The 26,829-nt window shown below is 36.7% G+C and carries 18 protein-coding genes and 1 tRNA gene; 10 read left to right on the top strand and 9 right to left on the bottom strand.

What is annotated here, in order from left to right; translation table 11 throughout:
- Positions 1-23: 23 nt before the first annotated feature.
- Positions 24-108, top strand: a tRNA-Ser gene (locus tag P164_RS01800).
- A gap of 464 nt (positions 109-572) precedes the next feature.
- Here P164_RS01800 and P164_RS01795 read toward each other — a convergent pair.
- Together P164_RS01795 and P164_RS01790 are read right to left on the bottom strand one after the other, a co-directional pair.
- Positions 573-1,760 carry an AbiH family protein gene (locus P164_RS01795; RefSeq protein WP_051621132.1) on the bottom strand — a complete coding sequence of 396 codons (1,188 nt, stop codon included), beginning with the start codon at positions 1,758-1,760 and terminating at the stop codon, positions 573-575.
- Between the two features lie 88 nt (positions 1,761-1,848).
- Positions 1,849-2,238 (bottom strand): hypothetical protein, encoded by a 390-nt coding sequence (locus tag P164_RS01790; RefSeq protein ID WP_028374773.1) that lies wholly within the window; start codon positions 2,236-2,238, stop codon positions 1,849-1,851.
- 531 nt (positions 2,239-2,769) lie between these two features.
- Between P164_RS01790 and uvrA the strand changes: the two genes are divergently transcribed.
- Positions 2,770-5,310, top strand: coding sequence for an excinuclease ABC subunit UvrA (uvrA, locus tag P164_RS01785; protein WP_028374772.1), 2,541 nt, complete (start codon positions 2,770-2,772; stop codon positions 5,308-5,310).
- 21 nt (positions 5,311-5,331) lie between these two features.
- Here the strand turns inward: uvrA and P164_RS01780 are convergent, their stop codons facing one another.
- From P164_RS01780 to P164_RS01755, 6 genes are all read right to left on the bottom strand, one after another.
- Positions 5,332-6,057 carry a DUF3891 family protein gene (locus P164_RS01780; RefSeq protein WP_028374771.1) on the bottom strand — a complete coding sequence of 242 codons (726 nt, stop codon included), beginning with the start codon at positions 6,055-6,057 and terminating at the stop codon, positions 5,332-5,334.
- Positions 6,058-6,169: 112 nt separating this feature from the next.
- A complete protein-coding gene (locus P164_RS01775; RefSeq protein WP_081817296.1) occupies positions 6,170-8,938 on the bottom strand; it encodes a sugar-binding domain-containing protein in 2,769 nt (922 codons plus the stop codon).
- A 28-nt stretch (positions 8,939-8,966) separates the two neighbouring features.
- Entirely contained in the window at positions 8,967-12,263 is a 3,297-nt protein-coding gene (locus P164_RS01770; RefSeq protein ID WP_051621130.1) for a DUF5107 domain-containing protein, read from the bottom strand.
- A gap of 17 nt (positions 12,264-12,280) precedes the next feature.
- A complete protein-coding gene (locus tag P164_RS01765) occupies positions 12,281-15,112 on the bottom strand; it encodes a sugar-binding domain-containing protein (protein WP_035899290.1) in 2,832 nt (943 codons plus the stop codon).
- Positions 15,113-15,142: 30 nt separating this feature from the next.
- Positions 15,143-16,543, bottom strand: a complete 1,401-nt coding sequence (locus P164_RS01760; RefSeq protein WP_028374768.1) for a sugar porter family MFS transporter — start codon at positions 16,541-16,543, stop codon at positions 15,143-15,145.
- 5 nt (positions 16,544-16,548) lie between these two features.
- Complete coding sequence (locus tag P164_RS01755) at positions 16,549-18,147, bottom strand: glycoside hydrolase (RefSeq protein WP_051621128.1); 1,599 nt, start codon at positions 18,145-18,147, stop codon at positions 16,549-16,551.
- A 302-nt stretch (positions 18,148-18,449) separates the two neighbouring features.
- Between P164_RS01755 and P164_RS01750 the strand changes: the two genes are divergently transcribed.
- Positions 18,450-19,358 (top strand): AraC family transcriptional regulator, encoded by a 909-nt coding sequence (locus tag P164_RS01750; protein ID WP_028374766.1) that lies wholly within the window; start codon positions 18,450-18,452, stop codon positions 19,356-19,358.
- A 39-nt stretch (positions 19,359-19,397) separates the two neighbouring features.
- Here the strand turns inward: P164_RS01750 and P164_RS01745 are convergent, their stop codons facing one another.
- Positions 19,398-19,694: an STAS domain-containing protein gene (locus tag P164_RS01745; protein WP_028374765.1), complete on the bottom strand. Its 297-nt coding sequence runs from the start codon at positions 19,692-19,694 to the stop codon at positions 19,398-19,400.
- A 400-nt stretch (positions 19,695-20,094) separates the two neighbouring features.
- On the opposite strand from P164_RS01745, the gene P164_RS01740 reads away from it, so the two are divergent.
- The 7 genes from P164_RS01740 to P164_RS01710 all read left to right on the top strand — a co-directional run bounded on the left by P164_RS01740 (position 20,095) and on the right by P164_RS01710 (position 26,712).
- Positions 20,095-20,418 (top strand): STAS domain-containing protein, encoded by a 324-nt coding sequence (locus tag P164_RS01740; protein WP_028374764.1) that lies wholly within the window; start codon positions 20,095-20,097, stop codon positions 20,416-20,418.
- Positions 20,419-20,491: 73 nt separating this feature from the next.
- A complete protein-coding gene (locus P164_RS01735) occupies positions 20,492-21,136 on the top strand; it encodes a hypothetical protein (RefSeq protein ID WP_028374763.1) in 645 nt (214 codons plus the stop codon).
- A gap of 182 nt (positions 21,137-21,318) precedes the next feature.
- A complete protein-coding gene (locus P164_RS01730) occupies positions 21,319-22,110 on the top strand; it encodes a WxL protein host-binding domain-containing protein (protein ID WP_028374762.1) in 792 nt (263 codons plus the stop codon).
- Between the two features lie 39 nt (positions 22,111-22,149).
- Complete coding sequence (locus P164_RS01725; protein WP_028374761.1) at positions 22,150-25,011, top strand: hypothetical protein; 2,862 nt, start codon at positions 22,150-22,152, stop codon at positions 25,009-25,011.
- Between the two features lie 2 nt (positions 25,012-25,013).
- On the top strand, positions 25,014-25,595 hold the full coding sequence (locus P164_RS01720; RefSeq protein ID WP_028374760.1) for a hypothetical protein: 582 nt from the start codon (positions 25,014-25,016) through the stop codon (positions 25,593-25,595).
- An 8-nt stretch (positions 25,596-25,603) separates the two neighbouring features.
- Positions 25,604-26,185 (top strand): hypothetical protein, encoded by a 582-nt coding sequence (locus P164_RS01715; protein ID WP_125411733.1) that lies wholly within the window; start codon positions 25,604-25,606, stop codon positions 26,183-26,185.
- A gap of 194 nt (positions 26,186-26,379) precedes the next feature.
- Entirely contained in the window at positions 26,380-26,712 is a 333-nt protein-coding gene (locus tag P164_RS01710) for an STAS domain-containing protein (protein ID WP_028374758.1), read from the top strand.
- Positions 26,713-26,829: the final 117 nt, after the last annotated feature.

Genomic DNA, 26,829 nt, shown 5'->3' with positions numbered 1-26,829 from the left:
GCAAATAGCTGATGAGACACTCAGGAGAAATGGCAGAGTGGTCGAATGCGGCAGTCTTGAAAACTGTTGAGGGTCACACCTCCGGGGGTTCGAATCCCTCTTTCTCCGCAATCAAGCGCAAGGCTTGAAATAACAAAAACCGCAGCAGTTATGCTAGCGGTTTTTTTGTTTTAAGACTTAGGCATTTGCAAAATGCTCAAAGTGGGATATTGGAACAAAATCTCTCTTTCTCAGCAAAAGGAAACCCATCGCTTTTTTAGCGATGGGTTTTTTGTTTATTAGAATGGCTCAAGCACTTTACTTAAATGCCAAATAAATCAATAAGAAATGCGGCTAGTTTTTTTGCCGGACGATGGTTTCTATGCTTGCTATGGATTCACCGATTGTGGATCTGAAATCTTTCTTATCTCAAGCTGTCTGTAAATAGCTAAAGTTCATATTCTAATTTAGGAAATGTTATAAAAAGCTTTTACAAGCTCTCTACATTCTTTTGACGTCCAATCATAATTACGCTGATATACCGGTATTACAAACTATACATTTGCCGCTTGAAAAAAGGCATTGATAGGTAGTTAAATCCTATTTAATATCTGAGGCATCACCTCACATTTATCAAATGATACTAATTTTTTACGCATCAAACCATTGTTAGTAAAGTGTCTGGAAATTTCCATCACTTTATCAAAATAATCATCGCATAGTATAGTCCTCGGTTCTCCTTCTTCCTCATATTCCTCAGACCATTGGTAGTAAAAAGGCTTAATACTTAAACAATTTTCACTTTCAAATAACTCTTTAAGCATGGTACGGTCTGAAAGACCACAGGAATGTCCTAAAATGATAATCTGATACGGGCTTGAATTGATAAAGCGGATTAAATCATAATAATCTGAATTTTGAAGATATCTAAAAGATTTTACGTGTTCTAAATATTTATTCTCCCCTGTTTTTTCTAATCTGGGATAATCATCATCTTCCTCATCACCATATCCAAATATCATTGATTCATCTAGACCACCGTGTATTTGAATTATAGGGTTAGTAATTAATTCTTGCCTTGCATCAAATTGTTTAATAAGTTTTGAAACCGTATTCGTATAGTTGAAATTTACGAACTGGATCTTACCTAGCTTTAACTCCTTATTGTCTAGATCAACCTCTGGGTTAAATTCATTCTGTTGTAAAATAGATTGACAGATACGAGATCGATAAGGAGAAAAAGAAGAAGATTCACTTTTTATTTTATCCTGTTCTTCTATAAGGTATTCTTTAAGATACCCTTTCAGTTGCACAAGTTGTGCGTTTAAAGTGTTTATATCACTTCCCTTAGCAACTTTAAGGTTTTGGTAAAAGATATACTCAATATTTACCCAACCAAGGTTTTCTATATTTTTATCTATTTGATTAATAAAATTTGAAACTGGTTTTACGGTGAGTGACGACGCTTGATTACGTATGAACTTATAAAAATCTCTTCTTTCTTCCTCATAACTAACTTTAGTATTTTTATATTGAGTAAGCCATATTCCCCAATTTTGTTCAGTCGTTCCGGGTATTTCAATTGTATAAATGTCATTTTCAAGATAGCCGTAATAATGTCTACTTGCTCTCCTTCCAGGATACTGAAAAGCTTCTAATATCAGTTTCTTCTTCAGCCAGTACATAAAATCCGCATAACCGGTTCTAAGCCCTAATGCCAAATCAAAACCATTGCCTAATAAAACCAACTTGTTTACTATCAACTCTTGTTTATATTCCATACTTAACAATTCTCCACAGTTTGTATTTTACTCGTATCATTTCTATTTTTTCAAGATCTCTTGAATCGCTCTATTAAAATTTTACTAACTATGAACTTTCAACTATAGCAACCTCCTCCTCCGTCAAACCATACAACTCATAAACCATCTGGTCAATCTTGCACTCGGTCTGGTTAATTTGATTTTGCAGGTCCTGAGCTTTCTTTTTGTTTTCTTCAATAAGAGACATCCACTCAAACTCGTCATTTTTATTGAAGGCATAGTTCTCATCTCTCAGCTGCGCTAGAGTTGACGTGCTACGGTTCTCGACTGCGCTCGAACTGACAGTAGCTTCTTCGGCAAGATTTTCACGGAATTTATTATTGACTTTGAAAGTTTTAATGAGCACTTTGATAAAAACTTTAATGTAGAGCTCTTGCCAAATAACAAGCTTATCAAAAAGATTTATATTAATCACCGAATTTTGAAATAATACCATTAGATACTATAAAATATTACTAATAATTTAAAAGTAACTAATACTTATATTTAAACCGCAACTAAAACTACAAGTAATCAACAAGTTATTAATGAGGAAATCTATAATTACTAATATATTTATTAGAACAACGCTCTAAAATTATCTTTGTTAATTAATATAATTTCAGCATTTTAAGTTTTACACGAGCCTTGATGGTTTGAGTTGCCCCGTTACAGTTCTATTAAATTTCAACAGCTTCTAATTTTCCTACCTCTTCCTCTATATAGTCAATCTTTTGTTGCGATACCGTTCTGCAGAAATAGCCTTTGCTAATAAACCACTAAAAGAGCATTTTCAATTATTATATTCAACTACACTTACCCATACCTAATTACAATTTGGTATTCCTAAAGTTCAAAGCCAACCGGTATAAAAATCTCTGTTTTGAGTATAATTTAGCACAGTTTTAACCAGCTCAAACCTTAAAGTTCTCTCAAATCTAAAGCTCTCAATAGGCTTCTTGGTAAGTTTGCTATTCTAGCTAAGTATATGAAAGAAAAGTTTGATAAAAAGTCACTAAAAGAAGGTTTTGTAACCATACAGGGCGCACGCCAGCACAATCTTAAAAACGTATCGCTCGAGGTGCCGCGAGATGCACTGGTTGTATTTACCGGAATATCAGGTTCGGGTAAATCTTCACTTGCTTTTGGTACGTTATATGCCGAAGCGCAGCGCAGATACCTCGAATCTGTTTCTCCCTATGCCCGTAGGTTGTTTCATCAAATGCCCATTCCGGAAGTTGATGCGATAGAAGGATTGCCACCGGCGGTTGCCTTACAACAACAACGCAGCTCTGGCTCTACCCGTTCTTCAGTGGGTTCTGTGACTACCTTGTCTAATTTGTTGCGTATGCTATATTCTCGTGCTGGAGATTATCCTGATGGTCAATCTATTTTATATGCAGATTCATTTTCTACAAATACGCCTGAAGGTGCCTGCCCCGAGTGTCACGGTTTGGGTAAAATTTACGAAGTGACCGAAAAAAGCATGGTCCCAGATGATACCTTAACCATTAGAGAACGCGCCATTGATGCCTGGCCTAAAGCCTGGCAGGGTAAAAATCTGCGTGACATTCTGGTTACTCTGGGTTATGATGTAGATACCCCCTGGAAAGACCTTCCGCAGAAAGACCGGGATTGGATTCTATTTACAGACGAGCAACCTCAGGTTCCCGTGTATCGAAATTTTAACCGGGAAGAAGTAAAACAAGCTATTAAAGATGGTCTTCAACCCAGCTATAAAGGAACTTTTATAGGAGCAAAAAAACACATTCTACAGACGTTTGCTAATTCACAAAGTGCATTGATGAAAAAGCGGGTGGCTAATTATATGGTGAGCAGTATATGCCCTGCCTGTCACGGTAAACGTTTAAAGCGTGAGTCGCTTTCCGTAACTTTTGAAGGTTATGATATCGCCGATATTTCACGATTACCCTTAAAAAAAATACAGGCTATTTTTCAACCCTATAGTGATGGCTCTGCTCCTGCACTAAAAAAATTAGGCAAAGACCATAAAGAAAAAGTGTTAGTTGCACAGCGCATTGCTGAAGATTTAATAGCCAGGGTAGCTGTATTATTAGAACTGGGCCTGGGCTATTTGTCTTTAGAACGCAACACACCTACCCTATCACCCGGTGAGCACCAGCGGTTACGATTGGCAACTCAGGTGCGTAGTAATTTATTTGGTGTGGTGTATGTTTTAGATGAACCATCTGCTGGCTTGCACCCTGCAGATACTGAAGCCTTATTAAAGACCTTAGACCGACTAAAAGCAAGCGGAAATTCACTATTTGTAGTAGAACACGAGTTAGATTTAATACGTCACGCAGATTGGATTGTAGATGTAGGTCCTGAAGCAGGTGAAGGCGGTGGTAAAATTTTATACAGCGGTCCGCCAAAAGGCTTAAAAGAAATTAACCGTTCAAAAACCGGAAGGCATCTTTTTGATGAATTACCTTTTAAAAAGCCTGTAGCCCGTGAACCTTCCGGTTGGCTAAGCTTAAGTGGAGTAACCCGAAACAATCTCGAAAATTTAGAAGTTTCTTTTCCGTTAGGAGTATTAACCAGCGTTACCGGAATTTCAGGATCGGGTAAAAGTAGCTTAGTAAGTCAGGTTTTGGTAGAATTGATGACAACCTACTTCGGAAACAGTATTCCCGCAGAAGAAGAGTTAGAAGATGAGCTTCAACAGGATGTCGTTACTACATTAGGCGGCACCATCACCGAAGGTGCTGAAAATCTGAAGCGCATGGTTGTGGTTAATCAAAAACCTATTGGCCGTACTCCGCGCTCAAATTTGGCGACATATACCGGTTTTTTTGATGCTGTACGTAAATTATTTGCGACAACACCATTAGCTAAATCTCGCAAATACAGTGCGGGCCGTTTTTCTTTTAATGTGGGAAAAGGGCGTTGTGCAAATTGTGAAGGCGAAGGTTTTGTCATGGTAGAATTATTATTTCTGCCCAGTGTTTATGCGCCCTGTCCTGTTTGCAACGGGACGCGATATAATGACGAGACCTTAGAAGTTACTTATAACACTAAAAATATTGCTCAGGTGTTAAATATGACGGTTAACGAGGCTCTTTCTTTTTTTAAGGAAGACGATCGTGTCAACCGCACGCTTAGCGTTCTTCAGGAAGTAGGTCTGGGATATTTACGTCTGGGACAGCCCGCTACCGAACTTTCGGGTGGTGAAGCGCAACGTATTAAACTGGCTAAAGAATTACAACGCACAAACCGTGGAAACACCCTCTATATTCTCGACGAGCCTACTACAGGATTGCATCCCTCAGATGTTGAAAAGTTGCAAGTACAGCTAACAAAATTAGTTGACGCAGGCAATACGGTTATTGTAGTAGAACACGATATGCAAATTATTGCTGCAAGTGATTGGGTTATAGATATAGGCCCAGGAGCCGGTGATGAAGGAGGTACTGTAGTTGCAGCAGGAACACCAGAAAAAGTCGCACAGAATAAAGAAAGCAAAACTGCAGTTTATTTAAGCCGAAAATTTACCGGAACTGCTTAATAAAACCACTAGCTTGAGAAATTAGGATTTTTTAAAAACTATTTTAGAAAATCCTATTTCACTTTCTTTAAATGCTTTGTAGAAGGTTTGGCTATTTTTAAAACTACGCTGTTTTAAAATGTGATATTCATAATTAATGATAACCTCATCCTCTTGAAAGGGCCACGGATTAATTATCAACTCACCCTCCTTATCGCACAGGTTGTGAATAGTATCTCCCAGCGCATCATTAATATCGTAAGAACGATTTGCATCGGGAAGTTCGTCCTGACAAATCATTAAACTAAGCCGATCGCAAAAACGTACGATTCCATATAAAATATTATATGAATCTGTTTTTAGATTATAGGCTTTCATCGCTTGCTTATCAAGATCACAATTGATTGTGGATACCAATCCCGCTTCAAAAACCTGTGGAGATAAAAATTTAAGATGACTACAGACTAAGGCAGCCACCAGCAATGATCTGCTTTTTAAACCATTCAAAATTTCTTCAGCCTTTTTACCAAGTTGCGCCTCGGTAACATCAGGTTTGTCAAAAGATACCGGTTGCCCTAGATCATTAAGTTGGCGCGTATAATTAAAATCGGTTTCCCGGGTTTCATGAAAAGCGATAGCCGCTATAACATCAGCAAAATAAGCATTCTTATATTTATTTTTTAATTGATGCCCTATATAACACGCTATATGCGCGTGGTGTGTTTGCGTAATTATACGGGTTCCGTTTATGTCTGCACTTACGATCATAGCCGTAAATATAACAGGACTTAACTATACATTGTTCTACTTTAATATAACTTTAAATGCATAAAATTACTTACGGAAATTTTCTTAAAAAAGACCTGCTGGCAATTCTGTTTTACTTTTTAAATGCAGTAAGAACCTTAGGTGCTAAATTATTTTTTGGCTGAAATTCTTCCGAAGCCATATAATTTAAAATACTGTTGCGTAATTGACGGGCAACAGGTCTGTTTTTTAAATCGGTGGAAAGATCTATAGCCGAAAACACCAATTTTCCGTCGCCTACTTTTGCTTCAAACAGATTTGCCAGATCGTGGTTGGTAACAAAATTATCGATCACTCTAACGATAGGTTTTATTTGAAGTCCATCAAGTTTTACAGATTTTGACTGAATACATAAATCCCACCACTGCCACTGACTATAAGTAGAAGTAGGAAAATCTGTTAAAGCTTTATTTTTAGTATCTATCAACAATCCCATAGTTCCCGGCTGATCAGGAAAATGCACCGGACTCCAAAACACCGGTACAAAACGCCCTTCAATTCCCTTTAATTCTTCTAACTTCGGATTAAAAAATACCGTTTTGCCCGATTTTAAAGCTGTAGTTGCTTCTTCAAAAGATTGCGTAGTCACAATAGTTTGTGCAGGAGTAACACGCTCTTTAGGATATACCCAAATAGACCAATTATTTACATAATTAGTACCATCAAGCTTTAATTCTAGTGACCAAACATCAGCTTTGTCAATTTGAACTGAAGTTTCTAATATTCCTAAATCAACATTATTTCCTAGCGCAAGGTTTAAATTTTCGACACGAGTTTCTTGTATTAAAGTTCCCTTACTGTCTTTTAGCGTAGCAAGTAATTTTTGATTTTTGAGTTCTTTATAAAAATTGGCGATTTCTAAATCAACCTTAACGGTTTCTCCCTGTTCATAAACCGCTTTTTCAAACCGAGCTAAGGGTACGAGCTCACTATTAAATGTTTTAAATTCTTCACCCGAAATAATTCCTTTAGATTCCCAAAATGCATTTAACAATCCTACCAATGCAGTGCCCTGACCGGGAAAATCTTGTAATTGCAATAACTGAAATCCATCAAAACCAGGGGTTTTTAATGCACGCTCTATTTCTTCCTTATAAAGCATCGCAGCAAGTTTACCCGATGCACGAGTAAAATCTGAAGCAAGAGCTATAAGCCCCTTTTGCTCTAAATCATTTTTAACGGCAACAAAATTATGTGGTGCAAGAACTCCTGTATATTTAGGGATTTCGCTTAAATCTGGATATACCGAGTATTGCCCGATTTCATGAGAAATCATAGGTATTTTAAGATGCGAACTTGTAGCCGTATAATCCTGATCAAAATGTGGTGCTTTGGTATTAAAAATACCTTGTCCACGTACCCAGCCTTTTTCGGTGTACTGCGTTATAAAAAATTGATCTTCAAGCTCGGGACGTAACCCCGCAGGTTTCTGAAACGAATAACTAGTTGTAGCATACAGATGTCTCGAATCTTTCATTTTTAAATCTGCTACCAAATCATTTAATACGTTAAAATCACCCTCTAATTCATTACCCATCGAGAAGAATAAAAAAGAAGGGTGGTGCCCATAGTCTTTTAAAATCTTATCTGCTTCTTGCTGTAAAAATGTAGTTGTAGCAGCATCTTTACCTACTTTTAAACTCCAGTGGGGCAATTCTACCTGTAAATACATTCCGGCTTTGTCTGCTGCTGCAAATGCCGCTTCGGGCGGACACCAACTGTGAAAACGTATATGGTTTAAGCCATAATCTTTGGCTTGCTTATAAAGGCTTGCCCACTCGGCTTCTTGCATAGGCGGATACCCTGTAAGTGGAAAAATAACACACTCTAAGTTTCCTCTTAAAAATATTCTGTGGTTATTTAAGTGCAATTGCGCATCTGCTGTAGTTACAGTTCTGTACCCAAATTCCAGAGCAATCTGTTCTTTTTCAGTTTTTAAAACTGCCTTATACGTCACAGGGTTGAACTCATCCCATTGCTCTATATTTTCTGGTTTTTGAATCGTTATCTTAACAAGATTCCCATCTTGCTTTGGCGCTGTTATAGGCTGCGAAAAAAGCACACTTCCGTCAGCTTTTTGAATTTCTATACTAAAGTCTGTAATGCTATTTTGAGTCGATTCAAAAACAAAATCAAGTAGTTCATTTTTAGTATCTGAATACACCTGAAGGTTAGCAATCGTTGCTTTATCTGAAGCGGTTAAGACTATTTCTCCTAAAATACCATTCCATTTTATCTGCGTGTGATTTGTATAGGCATGTGCCATTTCCTGATTAACTTCAATAGGATAGCGATCACCCGTTACATTAATATTTGGGTAAAAATCTGAGTTGTCTATAAGCACCGTAAGGCTATGTGTCCCCGGAGTTAAATAAGCACCCAACTCATAATCATGACTACCTATTAAACTTTCACGACTGGCAACCTTTTTATTATCTATAAACACAGTAGATTTCCACAATACGCGTTCGAGTTTTAAATTAATTTCTTTACCACTCCAGTTTTCAGGAATTGTGATTTCCCGTTGATACCAGGCTTTACCAATATATTGATGCTTACGTGCCAGATTAGACAACACATAATTGTTAAGAGCCGGAGTAAGTGTATCTGCGGTTCCTATACCGGCATCATCTAATGTACCCGGTAATGTTATAGCCTGACCCTTCAGGGTTTTTGCAAACCATTGCGCTGCTTCGCCCGCATCAAGCGAATCTAATTTTACCTGCCAGTTACCGGTAAGATTTATGCGATATGTATCACCAGCAGTTATGTCTGATTTAATTGCAGTATTGCAAGCGTTTAGCGCAACGATTAGTACAATACCCGTAAAAAATTTAAACATAAAATGGAATTTTTAAAAGTTAGACTACTTAAGATTGCAAGGCCATCTTACGATGTAAATGCGCCGGAAGGTGATACAAATCTTCATGTAGAACCTTGCTAAGAGCTTTTTCGGCAGCTGCCAAATTATCTAAACCTAAAGCGCCTAAACCTATAAGATAGTCACAGTGAATACGGTTACGCACTTGCAAGTCTTCTTCCCAGATCAATAAATCGGGTAACGAGATTGCAAAATAATCGAGTTTCACTGCGTCTTCTTTATGCGCTTCTCCATAATTTTTTAGGTTTTCAAAACGCTTTTGAGCTTCGGCCTGCTCCCCTAATTTTAGCAGGGCTAGACCCTGATAAAATATTTTATCAGGCTGCTGATCGTTGTAAAATATCGCCGGGCTGGGATCACTTAGTCCTTCTGAAGCTTTTTGCCACGCTTCTTTTCCAGATTGTGTTTTGCCTAATTGCTCATAGGCACAACCTAGCCAGTAAAAGATGTCATTCTCCTGCGCGCCAAAAAGTTTGCCTTCCCCTAAATTATGAGGGTACTCCTGCGCGGCTTCCAGATGAGTTATTGCATCCTCTGCCCTGTCATTACTTAAATATCTTTTTGCTAATTCTACATGGGTATTTATATGCTGAAAAGGAACTTTCCCCTCACCTCCTTCCCACGGGTGAAACTGTCGTGATTCTAGCAATTCTAAAGCTTTCTCGTGATCACCTTTAAAGTTATATAAGGCAATACGCTCTAAATACAAATCATCTCGAGACTGGGTTAAACTCAAGTTTTGCTCTAAAAGTTCTAAACGCGCTTCTACGGAAACATTTATCTTTTTGTATAATTGATCCAGCTCCATCAACAAACGTGCATCTGTAGGATCTAATTTAAATGCCTGTTCTAAGTGCGTGCGTGCTAAATCTTTTTGATCGGTTTTATTATAATACAATAAAGAAAGGTTACGATGACAAATAGCATTACGCTCATCAAGTTGTATTGACGCTTCCCAGCAATTTTGCGCCTCTTTGTATTGACGAGAAGCATACCAAAAATTACCCAAATAATATGAAGCTTTAGCATCTGTGTTATCAAAGTCAAAGGCAGCTTTTAATGCAATTACTTCTTCTAAACGGTTTGGAAAGCAATAGTCCTGTGAAAATTCTTGAGCTTTTTTAAACCATACTGAAGCTTTAGCAACCTCTCCTTTTTGCTGATAGAAATACCCTATAAAATAACCCACTAACGGATATACATTTTCTCCCTGAGCTATCTCTTTAAGCAGTGCAATTGCCTCTTCATATTGACCTGCCTGTGCATAATCGAGTGCAAACTCTATATAATTATGCTGGTAGCCTCGCAATAATTCTTTAAGTGTTACTAAATCTTCTTGATCACCGGTTAGCAGAAAGCGCTCATAACGTACTCCAAAATTAAAACGGTCTATCTTTAGTGAATCTTCAATAAGCTGAAGTGCCTCATCTTTGTTTCCTGATTTTCTTAAGATAATCGCCTTTAAATGTCTTGCCTTGTGATTGTGCCAGTTACTTATTAGAGCTTTGTCTACTAACTCTAATGCCTTATCAAAATCTGCTCGTTCACAGTCTATTTGCGCGAGATTAAAGTAGCCCGCAGCTTGCCAGGCAGCATTCCAGCAGGATTTAAAGAAGGCCGCATACGCTTCATCTTTTCTACCTAAATAGTTGAGAACAACACCCTTATTAAAATAAGGTTCGCCGTCATAGGGATTAGGATTCCTATTTGTAAGTGTTTCTATAGCAGTATTAAAATATACAAGCGCCTCTTCAAACTGGCCCCGCTTCATCTTCCATAATCCCATGGCGTTATTACAGCGTACATCACCGGGAGCGCGCTTTAAAGCTTCAAGATAATAGGCCGTCGCATCAAAGGTGGCGTGACGGTATTGCTCAAGATGCAACCCATTTAAAAATAATTGCTCTACTGTATCTATCTCCTGAGGTTCTTTTGCTGCTTTTGCCGCTTCAGGAATTTCTTCTACGCTATCATCACCAGGCGACCAACTCACCAACACTTTACCGTTAGCATCAGTAAGCGTTGCCTTTAAATCTTTATGGTCTGCGGTGGCCGTATCTATTAAGGAATCAAAACCGGAAGCAGGATCCAGGTCAAGGGTTTCTTCAAGAAAAACGTGATCGGCAGCTGTTAAGGTTACTTTTGCATTCTCATAGATACCCGTGACATAAATTTTTAATCTTGCCTTTCCGTTTTCCATTTCCAAATTAAGCAACGCTTCTTTAGTAGCATTTTTTACCACACCTACATTATAATACGGCATAAAATACTGCTTGAAGCTTTTCTCTTCGTAAGGATGCATCCACGAGAAATCTGGCTGATTGTCTGTGTAAACCCCACACATCAACTCAATATACGGTCCGTCTTCATCAGTTAAGTTACGATCCCAGGCCTGACCAAAATCACCATTACCCCACGTCCATTGTTTTTTACCCGGCGACACATTATGGTCTGCTACGTGTAATAATCCGCCTTTACTATCATTCTCATAGCCCCCTACAAAATCGTATTTTGAAGTAATTGCCATATAAGATGTAGGTACAGGAATATTCTTGTATCTAGAAATATCGGTGCCCGGTGCATAATCTACTTTGTAATATTCTCCTTTTGCGATAGGAAATTCAGACACATCACGCTTACCGTGATCAAAAACCGCGTTTACATCTGGAGGAAAAACAGATTGATAATGATCGTTTACTGCCACCGCAGGATTTGCCCACCATAAAAAAGTTTGCGGGTGAGGTGTACGATTATATAACTGTGCTTTTATTTCTAGATAAGCTTTATCAGGATGCAAGGTAAAACCTGCCATACCCTTAGTGCGAAACATACGCTCGAGTTCACTAACCCATACGGTTACGCTTCCATCTTTGTTTTCTTCAATATAGGAATCTGTAGGATCATATGTACTGGGTCTGTGGTGTTGTGGCCAGTTAAATTCTATACCACCAGAAATCCACGGACCGGTTAATCCTACCAGTGCAGGCTTAATCACCTGATTGTAATACACAAAATCACGCTGACGTATTTTATCATAAGCACGCTGAATTCTTCCGCCCAGAGCGGGAAGAATCATCAACTGTATGTAGTCATTTTCTATAAAAATAACATCCCATTCTTTGTCTACTTTCTCGTCACTTATCTGCTCAATTACCGGGTGCGGATACACAGAACCCGTACTGGCCTGATACACGCGTTTTTCTAAAAATACAGGATATTTTTCTGGTGTTCCTACTTCATACGTAGGGATTACAACGGTTTCTCTCCAAGCTTTAACTGTACTCATTCTCGTATTCTTAATATTTATTTAGAAGTGTAAAGTGCCTTTATTTTATTGATATCTAATTCTTGAGTAGGATTAAAGGCATCGCCACTCATATAATTTTTTAAACTAAAAAGTAGTTGTTGAGCTTCAATACGATTCTTAAGATCTGTATGTAAATCAATTCCTGAAACCAGAAGTTTTCCGTTACCTACCCGCGTTTCAAACAACAATCCCAGACTTCGGTTTTCAAACCAGTCGTCTATAACACGTACTATAGGTTTTAATTCTGAACCAAATTCATCAAGAATTATCGCATTGCTGTGCGTCATAGCATCCCACCATTGCCAGTTAGAATGGTATTGTGTTGGAAAATCTGCAAGCGCAGGATGATTGGGGTCGCATAAAATCCCTAAGGTAGTTGGCTTTTCACCACGCGTCCAGGCGGTGTTCCAGAAGATGCTCGAAAAACCGATACCGATATCACCCCCTTTACCTGCTACAAGAGCCCCTTTTGTCCCGTTTAATAAAACGCTGCCACCTTGTTCTAAAAATGCCAGTGTTGCTGCATCAAGCTTCTCAACTACCTGGACTTTACTATTTAATACTTCTTTTTTGGCGGGATATACCCAAATATCCCAGCTGTTTGTAAACTCCTCAACAGAGACACTTAACTTTAATTGCTGTGCTGTTTTTATGTTATTGAGCTGAAGCGAAATTTCGCCCAGTGCAATCCCATTACCTATTTGAAAATCTTGAGCTGGGAACGTTCCTTTTTCTACGGTGTTTCCGTTAGTATCATTGATAACCCAGAAAGGAGTCACATTTAGTAAAGGTTCTTGACCATAATGTGCCAGCTCTACCGAAGCATTTAGCGTATCACTGTTGAGAAAAGTGCGTTTTTCTAAACGTGCTAATGGTACGGTCTCCCCACTAAAAGATTTAAATTCTGCCGGACTCACATATCCTTTTTCTTCCCAGAACGCGTCAAGAACACCTACCAATGCGGTACCCTGTCCCGGAAAATCGGATAATCCCAAAAGTTGAAAACCACCAAAATCTTTAGTTCGCAATGCGGCTTCTACATCTGCTTTATAGCAAAGGGTTTGCAATTTTCCCGATGCTAAAACCAGACTATCTGCCAGATGACCTAAGTGATGCTCTTCTAAGGTTTCTTTAAAAATCTCAAAATTTTTCGGTTTTAAAACTCCCGTGTATTTTGACATTTCTTTAAAATTAGGATATACACACCATTGCCCAATCTCGTGGCTTACATACGGCATTGGGATTGTATCTGTTATACTTCTAAAGTCAAAAAGCGTTTGTGGTGCTTTACCATTTATCACACTATTGAGTCCCTCACCCCAGCGCTGTACCCGCGCATCCATATTGCTGTAATAATCCAGATTATCAAGATAAGGGCGATCTGCAGCACCGGTATACAATCTTCGGTTATCTATAGTTCTAAAATGATCTACGTATTTGCGTAAATAGGGTTTGTGATTTCTACGCAAAGGCTCATTACCTGAGGTCATTAAAACAAAGGATGGATGATTACCATAGGCATCTAAAATATCCTGAGTTTCCTGGTATAACCATTTATCTACCGGAAAGCCGTCTCCTATAGACGAATTTCCATTAGGCCAGGTTGATGCTTCAGCCTGTATGTAAACACCCAACTCGTCTGCTGCCACAAAAGCAGCCTCAGGCGGACACCAGGAGTGAAAACGTACATGATTCAATCCGTGGTCTTTTACTACGCTCATAATACGTTTCCATTCTGCTACGTCTGTTGAAGGATAACCTGTAATAGGAAATACGGCGCATTCTAAAGTTCCACGTAAAAAAACCGGACGATCATTAATTACTAACTGCTGCCCTTTTGCTTTGAAGTCTCTAAATCCAAAACTAATTGTTTTAGTATCTGTACCGCTTTCTGACTGAAGCGTAAGATTCATCTCATACAAGTTGGGCGTAAATTCATCCCAAAGCAACACCTCATCTACCGTATAATTCAGGTTAAAATATCCTTCGGAATCGAGTGTTATATGTTCAGATACTTCCTTATACGTTTGTGTATTTGATCCCGTACCGTTGACAGCTATTTTTAAAATAACCTGTTCTTCTGTCTTAATTGAACCATTTAATTTTCCGCGAAGCGCAACTGTTTTTGTTGACGCATCAGGATATAAATTAACCTGCTGTAGTGAAATTAAAGGTTTTGCTTCCAGCTTTATTTCGCCTATAATCCCATTCCAGTTGGTCTGCGTATGATCGGTCATACTGTGGGCATTTATACCAGGATTAATGTCTTTAATTGCATTATCGATACGTATAGAAATCAAATGCTTCCCAGGAGTTAGTTCGCCCAGATTGTAGGTATGCGGCGTCCCAAGACTGTTTTGCATTCCTATACGATCTGAATCTACCCATAAAGTAGTTTCCCAGTGTGGTCGCTCCAGATAGAGTTGTGCATTTTTACCTTTAAAATCTTCAGGAATCGTAACTTCTCTTTGATACCATGCTGCGCCCACATAATGCCTATCTGGCTGTAGCCAAAAGGGAATTTTCACATTCCCCGGTTTACGGTATTTGGCATATTTATCTACGGTATACCAGGCGCTATCTACGATTTGACCGGTCCATTTTGTTTCAACACTTATTTTATTTCCCTTGCCATTAGTTGTCATCGAACCCGGCAGTTCTACCGTTTCTTCAAGTTTTGCGGTGTACCATTTTTCGGCTTCACCTTGATTAAGTGAATCAATTTTAAAATTCCAGCTACCCGAAAGGTCCAGGGATTCAGTTTGATTTGATTTACACGAAATAAGTGCTACTGCCGCGCAAATAAAAATGCTGAAGACGTACTTCATATATTGAGATTTAAAGATTAGTATTGTGAATTATGTATTCTTTGTAAGTTCAAACTCAATTTCTTCGAGACTCTTCCCTTTAGTTTCGGGCAGTTTCTTTTTGATAAACAGAAAACCAAGAACACAGATACCGCTGTAAACCCAAAACGTGCCATAAGAACCTAACAAATCATTTAAAATAGGGAAGGTAAATGTGAGGATAAATGAGGCTACCCATAGTGAAAAAGTAGCAATAGACATCGCTACGCCTCGTAAACGATTGGGGAATATTTCTGATAAAACTACCCAGGTAATAGGTGCCAGTGACATCGAGTAAATTGCGATGGCAACAATTACTAGAATTAAAACCGGTAATCCTTTAAAATTAAAATAATACGCTCCACCTAATAATGCATAGACCAGTGCCAGACCAACAGAGCCAAAAAGCATTAATTTTCTACGTCCCCAACTGTCTACGGTACGCATGGCGACAAAAGTAAAAATGAGGTTTACACTACCCGTAATGATGATATTAAAGAGCATATCGCCAACACTATATCCTGCGGCGGTAAATATTTCTTCGGCATAGTTGAAGATGATGTTTATACCGCACCACTGTTGAAAAACTGCCAATACAATCCCAATAGTTAATACGGGTAATACTTTAGAACTGCGTAATTCTGAAAACTGAATTTTGCGTTGACTTCCTTCGGCAAGCGTAAGCTTCATCGTATCAAGTTCTTTGCGGGCGTATGCTGCCCCACCAATTTTTTCTAATACGCCAAGCGCAGTTTGATCTTCGTTGATTTTGGCTAAAAATCGCGGACTCTTAGGTACTAAAAACATAAGGATAAAGAATAATCCTGCAGGGATTAATTCTGCCCAAAACATATAGCGCCAACCGGTTTGTCCATTCCAGGAAGTTAACATTTGAGATGCTGTCTGATCATCTGGTATCGCATCTGCAATTAGATAATTAGCGATTTGAGCTGCAAGAATACCTATTACGATGGTCAACTGATTAATAGCTACAAACTGCCCACGGTATTTAGCAGGTGCAATCTCTGCGATATACATAGGCGATAACGTAGAAGCCAGACCTATACCCAGACCTCCTATTAATCTGTAAATTATAAAAGGAGTAAATGTGTCTACATAGCCGGTACCAAATGCAGAAAGTGTAAATAGAGCCGCCGCAAAAATTAATGGAATTTTTCGACCATAACGATCTGCAGCAAGCCCCGAAATTACCGCTCCAAAAATACATCCCACCAGTGCGCTACTCATTGCCCAGCCTTGTAAAGAAGGCATTTCATTTATACTAAAATAGAGCTCATAAAAAGGTTTTGCACCACCTATAACAACCCAGTCATAACCAAAAAGAAAACCTCCCATTGCAGATACAAGCGCAAGAAAAAGCAAGTACTTAAAATTAAATTTAGTGTGTTCCATAAGGTTTAATTACCGGGTTGTAAGCTTTCGCTGGTTAGTGTGGTTATACTGCGTGGAGGCAGTTTAAGTTGGTTTCCTGTCAACTTACGATGCTGCATATTTTGCGTTTCTGAAGTTTCATAAGCGTGTTTAAAAGCCACTTTTGATGCATCTAATGCTATATGCTGTTCCTGGTCTGCATAATTGATTAAAACCAGAACAAGAGCTCCTGTATCCGGGTTTTTATACGCAGAAACCATTAGGTCGCTATATTGTTCTTCAAGGCTTTTTTGGGTTGAATATGATGCTGAAACCCGCTGAAACCCGGGGCGAATAAATCTGGAGTAATTTCCTAATGCCCACAGCAGTTTAGAATCGTGAAAATCACCGTCTGTTTTTAATGAGGTTCGGTCATATCTATTTTCAGAATTACCAGTGTCTATATAAATCAATCCATCTTTATAATCTACCCCTGTAATTGCCGTCCACCATTGCCAGGATTTGGCATTCGCCAAAGTAAGATCTGCGTGAATAACGCGTGCAACATAAAGTGCAGTTGCCATACCCAAATCACGGGTATTACCGCTACCTATATCCTCTGTATTTTCAAGAATACAAAATTCACTTTGCCAGTAATCTACATTATTTTCAATAAGGGATTTGCTAAGTTTTTGTCTGGTTTCTATCAATTTAGAAACGGGCCAGGTCGTAAAATAACTGTGTCCGCTAACGGAAGCGCTTAAATTTTCTAAATCACCCAGATAGTTAACAGATTCAGGCGTGTAAAATGCTTCAATCTGATTGCCTCGATTAGGCTTGCCATTAGCTTCGTATAGAAATTCTAATTCGCCTGCTTCGGTTATGGTTATTGTGGTTTTGAGCTTATTTTCAAGAAGCTTTGTATTTAACGACTTAACCAAAGTTGCAATATTGGAATTAGTTGCCGGCGTTCCTTCCTGATTAGGCTTTTCCCAATCCCATTGGGGTTCATTTACCGGACTTATATAATCAAATTCAATTCCTTCAGTTTTAAAGTGCTTTAAAAAAGCAATCATAAAATCGGTATAATCCTCAAAATGCCGGGGTTTTAAATTGAGTTCGCCATCTTTAGTAGCAGCATATCCTTTTCCGTTGAGTGACCAGATTACGGGAGGTGCGTTTAAAAAAGCTAAAAATTGCTCAACCCCGGCATCTTTCGCCTGGCGTAAAAACCACTGTTGGCCTGCCTGCTTATTCCAGTCGTAAGTTCCGGAGGCATCTATAAACGATTCTGCACGGCGCCATTCATTGCGTATTTGAGAATCACGACCTTGCTCTGCCGTACCTGCACCTATATTAAATCGCCATAGCGAAAGTGCAATGCCTTTAGGATTACCACTCGCATCAACTTCTTTACTGAATAGCCAGTCTGCCATTTGTTCTTTTTTCGCCGCAGGCCAATTTGCTCCTATAAACTGACAACGCCACGCATCTGAAGCACCAAAACCATCAATTTCCTGATAAATAACCGAATCATCTATTACAACTTTTAGTTCCTGACCCTTTAAATTGAGCGCAAAAAAACAGAGGAATACTCCAAGAATATTCTTCGTAATTAACCCGAAATGCAGTTGTCTTTTGAGCATTATTTAAAACTTAGAATTAGTTAGCTTAAGATACTTATTTACAATCTAATTAATAATTTACAGCAACTTGCTAACTTTATATCACCTACAAATATATCGTTTTCGCTGTGCTACCAAATAGACTAAAAAACGGAAAACCTGTAAAATATTCCGATTGTATAAGTTTACTGCGTCAACTAAAATTCTATTGTGATATTAAATTAGAACTTAAACAAACCGCATTTTAATAGGAATAATGTTAAATTCCTAAACGGAAATAAAGAGTTCTTCATTTTAGATTGAGATTACTAAAGTATATTAATATGGAATATATACCGAAATATAAAAAGGTGAAAGATGGCTTTGTGGGACAGCGTATGATTACCCTACCTCCTAATGTGCAATACGAAATAACACAAAACCCTCTCATACAAGACTTTTATACAACAGCACTCGGTCATTATCCTCATGCGATTTATCATGATCGAAAACGTAGATTAGGGAGTAAAGAATACATACTTCTTTATTGTACTGAAGGAAATGGACAAATCACACTAGGTGAAAACAAATATGATCTCAAACCCAATACCTATATAATCATTCCGCCACATGTGAGCCATCATTACCAAAGTTCGACTCAAAATCCATGGACGATTTACTGGTCTCATTTTGTTGGAAACAAAGCAGATCTTTTATACGACCGTTACATTGCTGCTCCTGTTGAAAGCGTACGTGCTATTGCGCGCAGTGAAACCCGGCGAAAGGAATTTATAAAAATTATGGGCATCTTGGAGTCTGGTTATGAGATGCAGGACCTGGAACTTGCTAACTTAAGCTTATACAATTTACTGGTAAATATGATTTACAGTAAAGTTGATATATCAACTGCAGAAAAAACGGATGCAATCTCAAAGTCTATTGAATATTTAAACAATAATTTAAGTAAAACCTTTAAAGTGGAAGATATTGCAACCCAGCAAAATTTATCGGTTTCACGTTTTTCTGAGCTTTTTAAATTAAAAACGGGCAACTCCCCTATTCAATATTTTAATAAACTAAAGATTCAGAAATCATGTCAATATTTGTATTTCACAGATTTGAGTATAAAGGAAATTTGCGCTAAAATAGGTTATGAGGATGCCTATTACTATTCAAAAGCTTTCAAGAAACTTATGGGTATGCCGCCATCTACTTATAGAAAAGAGTATAAAACAGAAAGGACTAAGGCTTAGTTTGGGTAGCAATGTAATACAAAAACGCAATACACAGATTTAGTAATCCTCAAAAAGTGTTTCTAACTTTAAGACTTTAAATGCCTTAAGAATTCTATTATTCTTTACACGACGTATCGTAATAGATTTGTTTTTTTTATCCTGCTTTTTAATAAATTTTTCGAGGAAAAACACACATTCTACATCTATTCTACTAAGGCTTGATAAATCTATAATTAAACGCGTATTCGTCTTTAAATAAGCTTTTAACATTTCCTCTATTAATTGAATCGATTCTACAGCGAATACCCCATTCAGTTTGATTATGGAACTATCTATTTCTACTTTTAACGTCATGGCTTCAACTTTGAATTAATATCACAATCTATAAGCTATTGCAAATCAATACTCATCAAACACTTCCTGGTAAAAATATTTTTAGTAAAATCTTTTTCGCTTTTTTTTTGATAAAATCCTGAGAAGTATCTTTCAACTACGCATTTCTATCGTCAAAATAAATTAATTAACGATAAAGAAATACGAACATCTGCTCTTCTTTACAAAAAAAACATTTTTAGACTGTTTAATATCTTAACCTTTTTATTACGTAAAACACTAATATTCAAACATTAGTTAAATAACATTTCAATTTGAACATATAAAAAGGGTGCTCGTCTATACATAAATGGTAGTTATCGAAAATTCTTACACATATCTAATTTGATTGAGAATCTTTGAGAAACAAAAACCCACTTATATGTTTTTCTTAGATAGTTCTAAACACGAGATAAAAATTACAGGAGAATTATCGTGTAAAAACGTATCTGAAATCCAATTGAAAATTGAATATGCTTTAATGCGCTTTAAAGATGTCACAATCAATATAAATGGTATAGAAATTATAGACAGTTCAGGTGTATTTATGCTGTATCTCATTAAAAAATTAGCTACTGAAAATGAAAAAATACTAAACCTGATAGGTTTAGAAAATGAAGTCTTTAAAAAAGCATTAAAAGCAACAGGAGTAAGTAATTTATTTGTTGAGCGCTTTTGCAAGTCGACCTTAAGGAAGAATACCTAAATCGTAAAAACTGCATTAAAACAGAATATCAAAATTATAGTATATCTAAACGTTAACCTCAAATCCTTTTATCATGAAAAATTTAAAAAATTACCTAGTATGTGCCGCTATAGCCGGTTTTCAGTTTGTAAACGCTCAAGACAACAATGATACGAATATCGCTTCGCATATTCTCAATGTTGATGTTCCCGAAGTTGCTTTGTTAGACATCTTTGATGCTAACACAAATACAGAAGCTGCAGCCATTGTATTTGATATGTCTGATGCTACAGTATCTGGTATAAATGCCGAAGCCGGTTTATACGACTTTCAAGCATTGAGTTACACAAACCTGTACCTCAACTACACCAGTGTTGTGGCAGGAGCTTCTAATGCAAATGGTTATGATTTAACGCGGAAAATAAACGTAAGGTTTGAAACTGGCAGCACGTTTCCCGGTAATCTAGATCTAAGAATCACTCCTGATGCTCCTGTAATTGTAACAGATGGTGGTACAGTAGATTCTGCAGGAACTGTGGTTGCTACAGGAGTTGCCCTGGGAAAAACGGTACCAGTAGGTACAGATGCGTTACTGGTAGATAGTATTGAAAGTGTTTATACCGGTGATGATAATCAAGGTGTAAAACTAACCTACACTGTAGAACAGAATGGAAATTTTGCAAGTTTTAAGGCAGGTAGTTATCAATCTACTATTGTATACACACTAACAGACTTATAAAATATAAGTGCTTATAAAAAAGCTCTTTACGAAGGTGAAGGGCTTTTTTTTTACCCTATTCATAAGAATATAAATTCTTATCACAGTTTCAAATATTCCACTGGTCTAAGGCAATTATACATCTACCGAAAATAACGATAAAGCGTTTTTTTCAACTTTAAATTTATAGTAAATAACTATTTATGATGAAAACAACATTCTATTCTACCGTCCTTTTTTTACTGGTTTTATTTAAAAGTCAAGCCAGTGTAATTGTATTAAATGGTCTTACACATACCTTCTCTGGTAACTCAGGTGAGTATATTCAGGGCGAACTCGTTCTAATGAACACTACAGACCAGGAGCAGCAAATTGTGTTTAAATTAAATGACGCCATTTTCTCTTGTGGAAATGACAGAATCTTTAGCGATTCTATTACTCACGAACAATCTTCTAAGTCCTGGTTTGAAGGAAACCTAATGGATAAATTTATAGGACCTAAAGAAAAATTTGTTTACAAATATCAAATTAAAATACCTGAAGACAAATCAATAAATGGCACGTTCTGGTCTGTTTTAATGATCGAAATAGCAAAACCAGTTAAGAAAGAACATCTTACACGCCAAATAGATTTAAGTACCAAAATAAGATATGCCGTAGGCCTAATAACTCACGTAAATCAAGCTTCAAATGTAGATCTTGATTTTACAGATGTGCATATCAAGAAAAATGAGCTAAATGAAAATTCTCTAAAAATAAACCTGCTCAACAAGTCAAAATATGTAGAAGGTGTACAATTAAATCTAGAGGTTTATGATGAAGAAGGGGAGAATATTTTAAAGTCTAAAACCAAACGTTTAATGGTGTTTCCTAGCATGTGTATAGATTATAACCTCGACATATCTACCCTAAAGAAAGGAACCTATCAATGCATTCTCACAGCAGATTCCCGAAAGGAATACATAGGCACTAATATAAGTCTCAACATCAACTAGTATTCTATAAAAACGAATGCACTTCTAATTTATAAAATTATGTTTACTCAATTATTAAAACTCATTTATATAGTCCCGGTGTGCCTGTTAGGTGCTACCGGTGTATATACGAGTTCTAATAATTTTGACGTTACAGATCTTTCTTCAAACCCCTATCACAATCGTTTTAATAGCAACATAGCAGAGTGGACTACAAAAGCACACATAGCCTCTGATAGTTTAAAAAGCAAAAAAATAAACCCGCCTAAAACTAATAAACCTTTAACCTTAAACATAACCGTTAAGAACCCTAAGGAAGCTTACGTACCCGGGCAAAAACATACTTTGGCTTTAGAATTACAGTTAGCCGAAGGCGAAATCAATAATTTTAATCTGGAACCTATTCTGCCTAAAGACTGGAAATTAATTTCATCCAGTAAAATAGAAAAGCTAGACAGCCGTAACTCTAAACTGGTGCTTGTTAGTTTCTTTATACCTAGAAATACCCCTCCAGGTACTGTAACAATTCAATTGAAATTAACAGAGGTGACAGGTAACCGGTCACTAAGTAAAGATTTTTCAATTCAAATAGCAGAAAATTATGACCTGGAAGTTTTCCTGATTTCAGGTCCACAAAACGTTAAGGCAGGTGAACGTGTAGTTTCTAAATTTGGCGTACGTAATATTGGCAATATGGCTCAGCAGGTAGCATTATCTTCAAATGCAAAAATTGAAGGTGAGACTATGTTAACACTAGAACCATCTATCACACAAACTGTAGAAGTTACCAGAAACACAGATGCTAAGCATTACTATGTTATGACTTTAGGCTCTTATTTACAGGTGACTAATTCTAAAAAAGAAACCTTAAAGAGCTTTTCAAATACAACTGTTTTCCCAAGTAAAATTGAACAAAAAGATGCTTTTTTTAGGTTTCCTATACGGGCTAGTTTTAATTATAACAGCTATACATCACCTAACACTCATTTTTCTACAATTTCTGGTGAGCTATCTGGTGACGGCTTTTTAGACCTAAACAAAAAACACCATCTTAATTTTATTTTGAGAGCTCCACAACAACAAACCTTAAAACGTTTTGGTGTTACAGATCAATACAGTCTTATTTATAATTACGATGATAAAACGACAATTTATCTGGGTGATCACGCCTATTTCATAAATCGTTTAGGCTTTGATAACCGTTTCGGGCTAGGTTTTAGAGTAGATCAAAGAGTAAAAAACTGGACGTTTACTGCCTTTTATTCTAACCCACGTTTATTCACATTTAATGATAGTCCGCTTTATGGAACGCAGGTTAAATATGCATTTAATTCAAAACTTCAAATGGGTTTATCGCTAACCTCATCTAACGGAACCATAAGAGGCGCCAGTAATAAGATAGAAGCAAATGAAAATGAAAAAGGCCAGATTGCTACCTTATCATTAGATTATAAAAGCGAAAATACGTTTATAGAATCTGAATTTTCAGGAAGTTTTACAAATTTATATTCCGATTATGCCGGGTATTTAAATTTGATACAAACCTATAAAAACCTCACCTACAGCGGCACGCTTACAATTACAGGTGAAAATTATTTTGGTTCGATTAGGAACAGTCTTCAGTATTCAAATAACCTATTTTATAAATTTAATAAATGGAATGTTTCTGCTGGTAATACCGTTTCTCGCGTTAATCAACGACTTGACCCCTTGTTTTATGCAGCAGAACCCTACTTTGAAAATACCTTTATACTTTTAGGTTACCGCTTTAATCAAAAACATTCTGTAGATGTGCGTGCAGATCAAAGACAACGTGAAGACCAGTTAGAGCCTAAATCATACTTCTATAAAGAAAAAGGAATCACCTACAGATATCTCTTTTCAGGAGGGCGTTTTAATTTCAATTTTAATGGTCGTGTATCAAAAACGCGTAATCTACTCAGTAATTTTGATGGGTATAGAGATTCGTATGCTCATAATGCCAATGCCTCGTATATGTTATTTTCGGGCTTATCCCTACGAGTAGGATTAAATCACAATTATAATAATAGATATGGTAATTCTGGCCTTAGTACGAGTTATACACGGTACAATCTGGGTGTAAATTATAACCTTAATAAAGTAATAAACTTTAACGGTTCTTATAATAGTGGTTTTAGTCCAGATGACAGTTATTTAAGGAGAGACTTTATTAATGCAAACCTTGCCGTTCGCGTCTCTAAAAATCATTTATTTGAAATTAGAGCTAATTATTTTGAGAATGCGGGAGCTATTAATAACCGTGAACTTTTGGCCTTCGGAAAATACACCTACTCCTTTGGCGCACCATTAAAACGTACAATGGAACAAGGTGGTGTTGACGGATTTATTTTTTCTGAAGATGACACTATTTCGGTAGAAAATATTAAAATAATAACTACAGGACAGCGTATAGCTTCAGATGAACAAGGAGAATTTCGCCTAAACAATTTACCTCTTGGAAAAAATTATGTTTTTATAGATGACAGCAGTCTTCCTGAAAATATTGTAAGTACCAGAAAAGCGCCTTTTGAAGTAAATGTCACCTCAGATAATACAGCAGATTTATCTATAGAATTGGTGAAAGCAGCTGTGGTAACCGGTAAAATTAATTTGATATCTAAGAAAGATACTATTGGTTATAAGGGATATGTAAAACTATCTGGAGCTGATTATAACTATTTTATTGAAACAGATGCAAGCGGCAGTTTTACTTTTAAAAATATTGTGCCCGCCACGTATACACTTACTCTCATACGTTTTAAAGAAGAGAACGATTATGAGAAAATGAGTGATTATAAAATAACTGCCAGCTCCGGCAAGCAAGAAGACATTCACGTTTATCTAACAGCTAAAGAACAAAAAATAAAGTTTAACACTACTAACTTTATAATAAGTAATTAACGATGAGCAAGCTATTACTACTTAATATGACATTTTTTATTCTGTTTTTTCAGCAGACATTATGTGCGCAGGAAACTATAAATGCAAACAATATCAGTGTCTTTATTTTAGGTGGTGGTCAAGAGGTTGTCTCAGCGGTATTAGATTTACAACCTATACATATTGTTGATTTAGAACCTGAGAACGCTATACCAGCAGGAAATACTGTAGTAGTTTCAGAAGCCGGTAAACCATTTACGGGCATAGGATCTCCAAGTACCGGTGACTTTTGGTTAAATTTTACATACAGGGGTGCTAATTTTCAAAATGCAAGAATATATGCGAGTACAAACTTGCCCATACCTTCAAATATGACCATTACGCTTCAGGTTATAAACACTGCATCTATAAACGGTCAGTTTGCAGCTAACCCTAATTTATCTCCAGTAAGTTTATCTACGACAGAGCAAGTTCTGGTTTACGACTTCGCAAATGGATTTACGGGCGATGGCGAAAACACGGGATATCAAATTAGATATCAAATTAACAATCCCAATGCGCTCTCATTACCCAGTGGTTTTGAAATGGTTTTTGAGATAAAATAATAACGCTTATGAAACGGTATTTATCACATTTAATAGCTTTTTGCTCATTGTTTAGTTTACAAGCCCAGCTTTTAAATGGTACCTTAGATGTAAATGGTATGCCTAGCTTTATACAGTCATTTCAGGATACCGTACAAGAAGCAGGTATAGATGATAACAGCATAGGTTTTGAAAGCGCAATAGATGCAAATCAAATAAGTTTTGTACTTAATCCTATTTTAATTCTCTCGTCATCCACGCTTTGTAGCGATAATGTTTTTAGATATAGTGTTTTTATGCATACTCAGAATGCACCCCAAAATCTAACGGTAAAGGCGAAAACTTATACAAACAGCGGGTTTCGGTTTCCTTCATTTAGCATTTATGATATTTTAATTATTAAACCCCTGGGACCTCGTAATTTGACAGCTACAAATGGAGGTAATTATGTTACAATACCTAATGATGCCTCTCAGGCAATTAAAGTTTGTGAATTTGTAGGATGTAGAACAGACATTCCCATTCAATTTAAAATAGAAGCAAGTTCGCTTGTACAGGCAGGAGTTTCTAACTTTAATATTTATTATACCGTTGTCGCAAGTTTATTGTAAATAACATCATCAAAATAGATTGTATTCTAATATTACGGAATACTATGTATGAAGTGCGCATTAGAAGATAAAAAATGTAAATCTATTTTATTAAAAGTATATTATCATCCATTAAACTATAGTTAACCGCTAACTATCTAAAAACAAAAATTGCTACTCAAATAAGATTAATCTTTGGCAAAAAATAACAGACCATGATTAACTTTATAACCACTGAAAATGATATAACTCTAAGTGGAAAACTTACTAGCGAGAATGTTTCTGAAATACAACATAAAATAGAGAATACGCTATGTGACTATAACCATTTAAATATTAGACTTAGCACATTAGATCTCATTGACATCTCTGGTATTTATATGTTGTATCTCATAGCGAAAAGTGCGGAGTCTAAAAATAAAGAAATATGTTTAATAGGTCTAAATTCTGTCATTTTTCAAAGTGCACTAAAGGCAACCGGAATTCACGAATTATTTGTAAAAAATTTCTGCTGTAAATCCCGAAAACAAAAGGATCAGGCAGTCTAAAAAAGAAATAACATAGCTTTTATATATTTGAATAGGTATAGCTAAAACTTCTTCTTATTTAATCTCTTAGTCAAATGCTTTAATAGAAAAGAAAAGTGCGCTAACTTCGGATTTCAA

This window comes from Leeuwenhoekiella sp. MAR_2009_132 (genome assembly GCF_000687915.1).
Classification (GTDB): domain Bacteria; phylum Bacteroidota; class Bacteroidia; order Flavobacteriales; family Flavobacteriaceae; genus Leeuwenhoekiella.
This window is presented reverse-complemented; position numbering and strand designations above follow the sequence as displayed.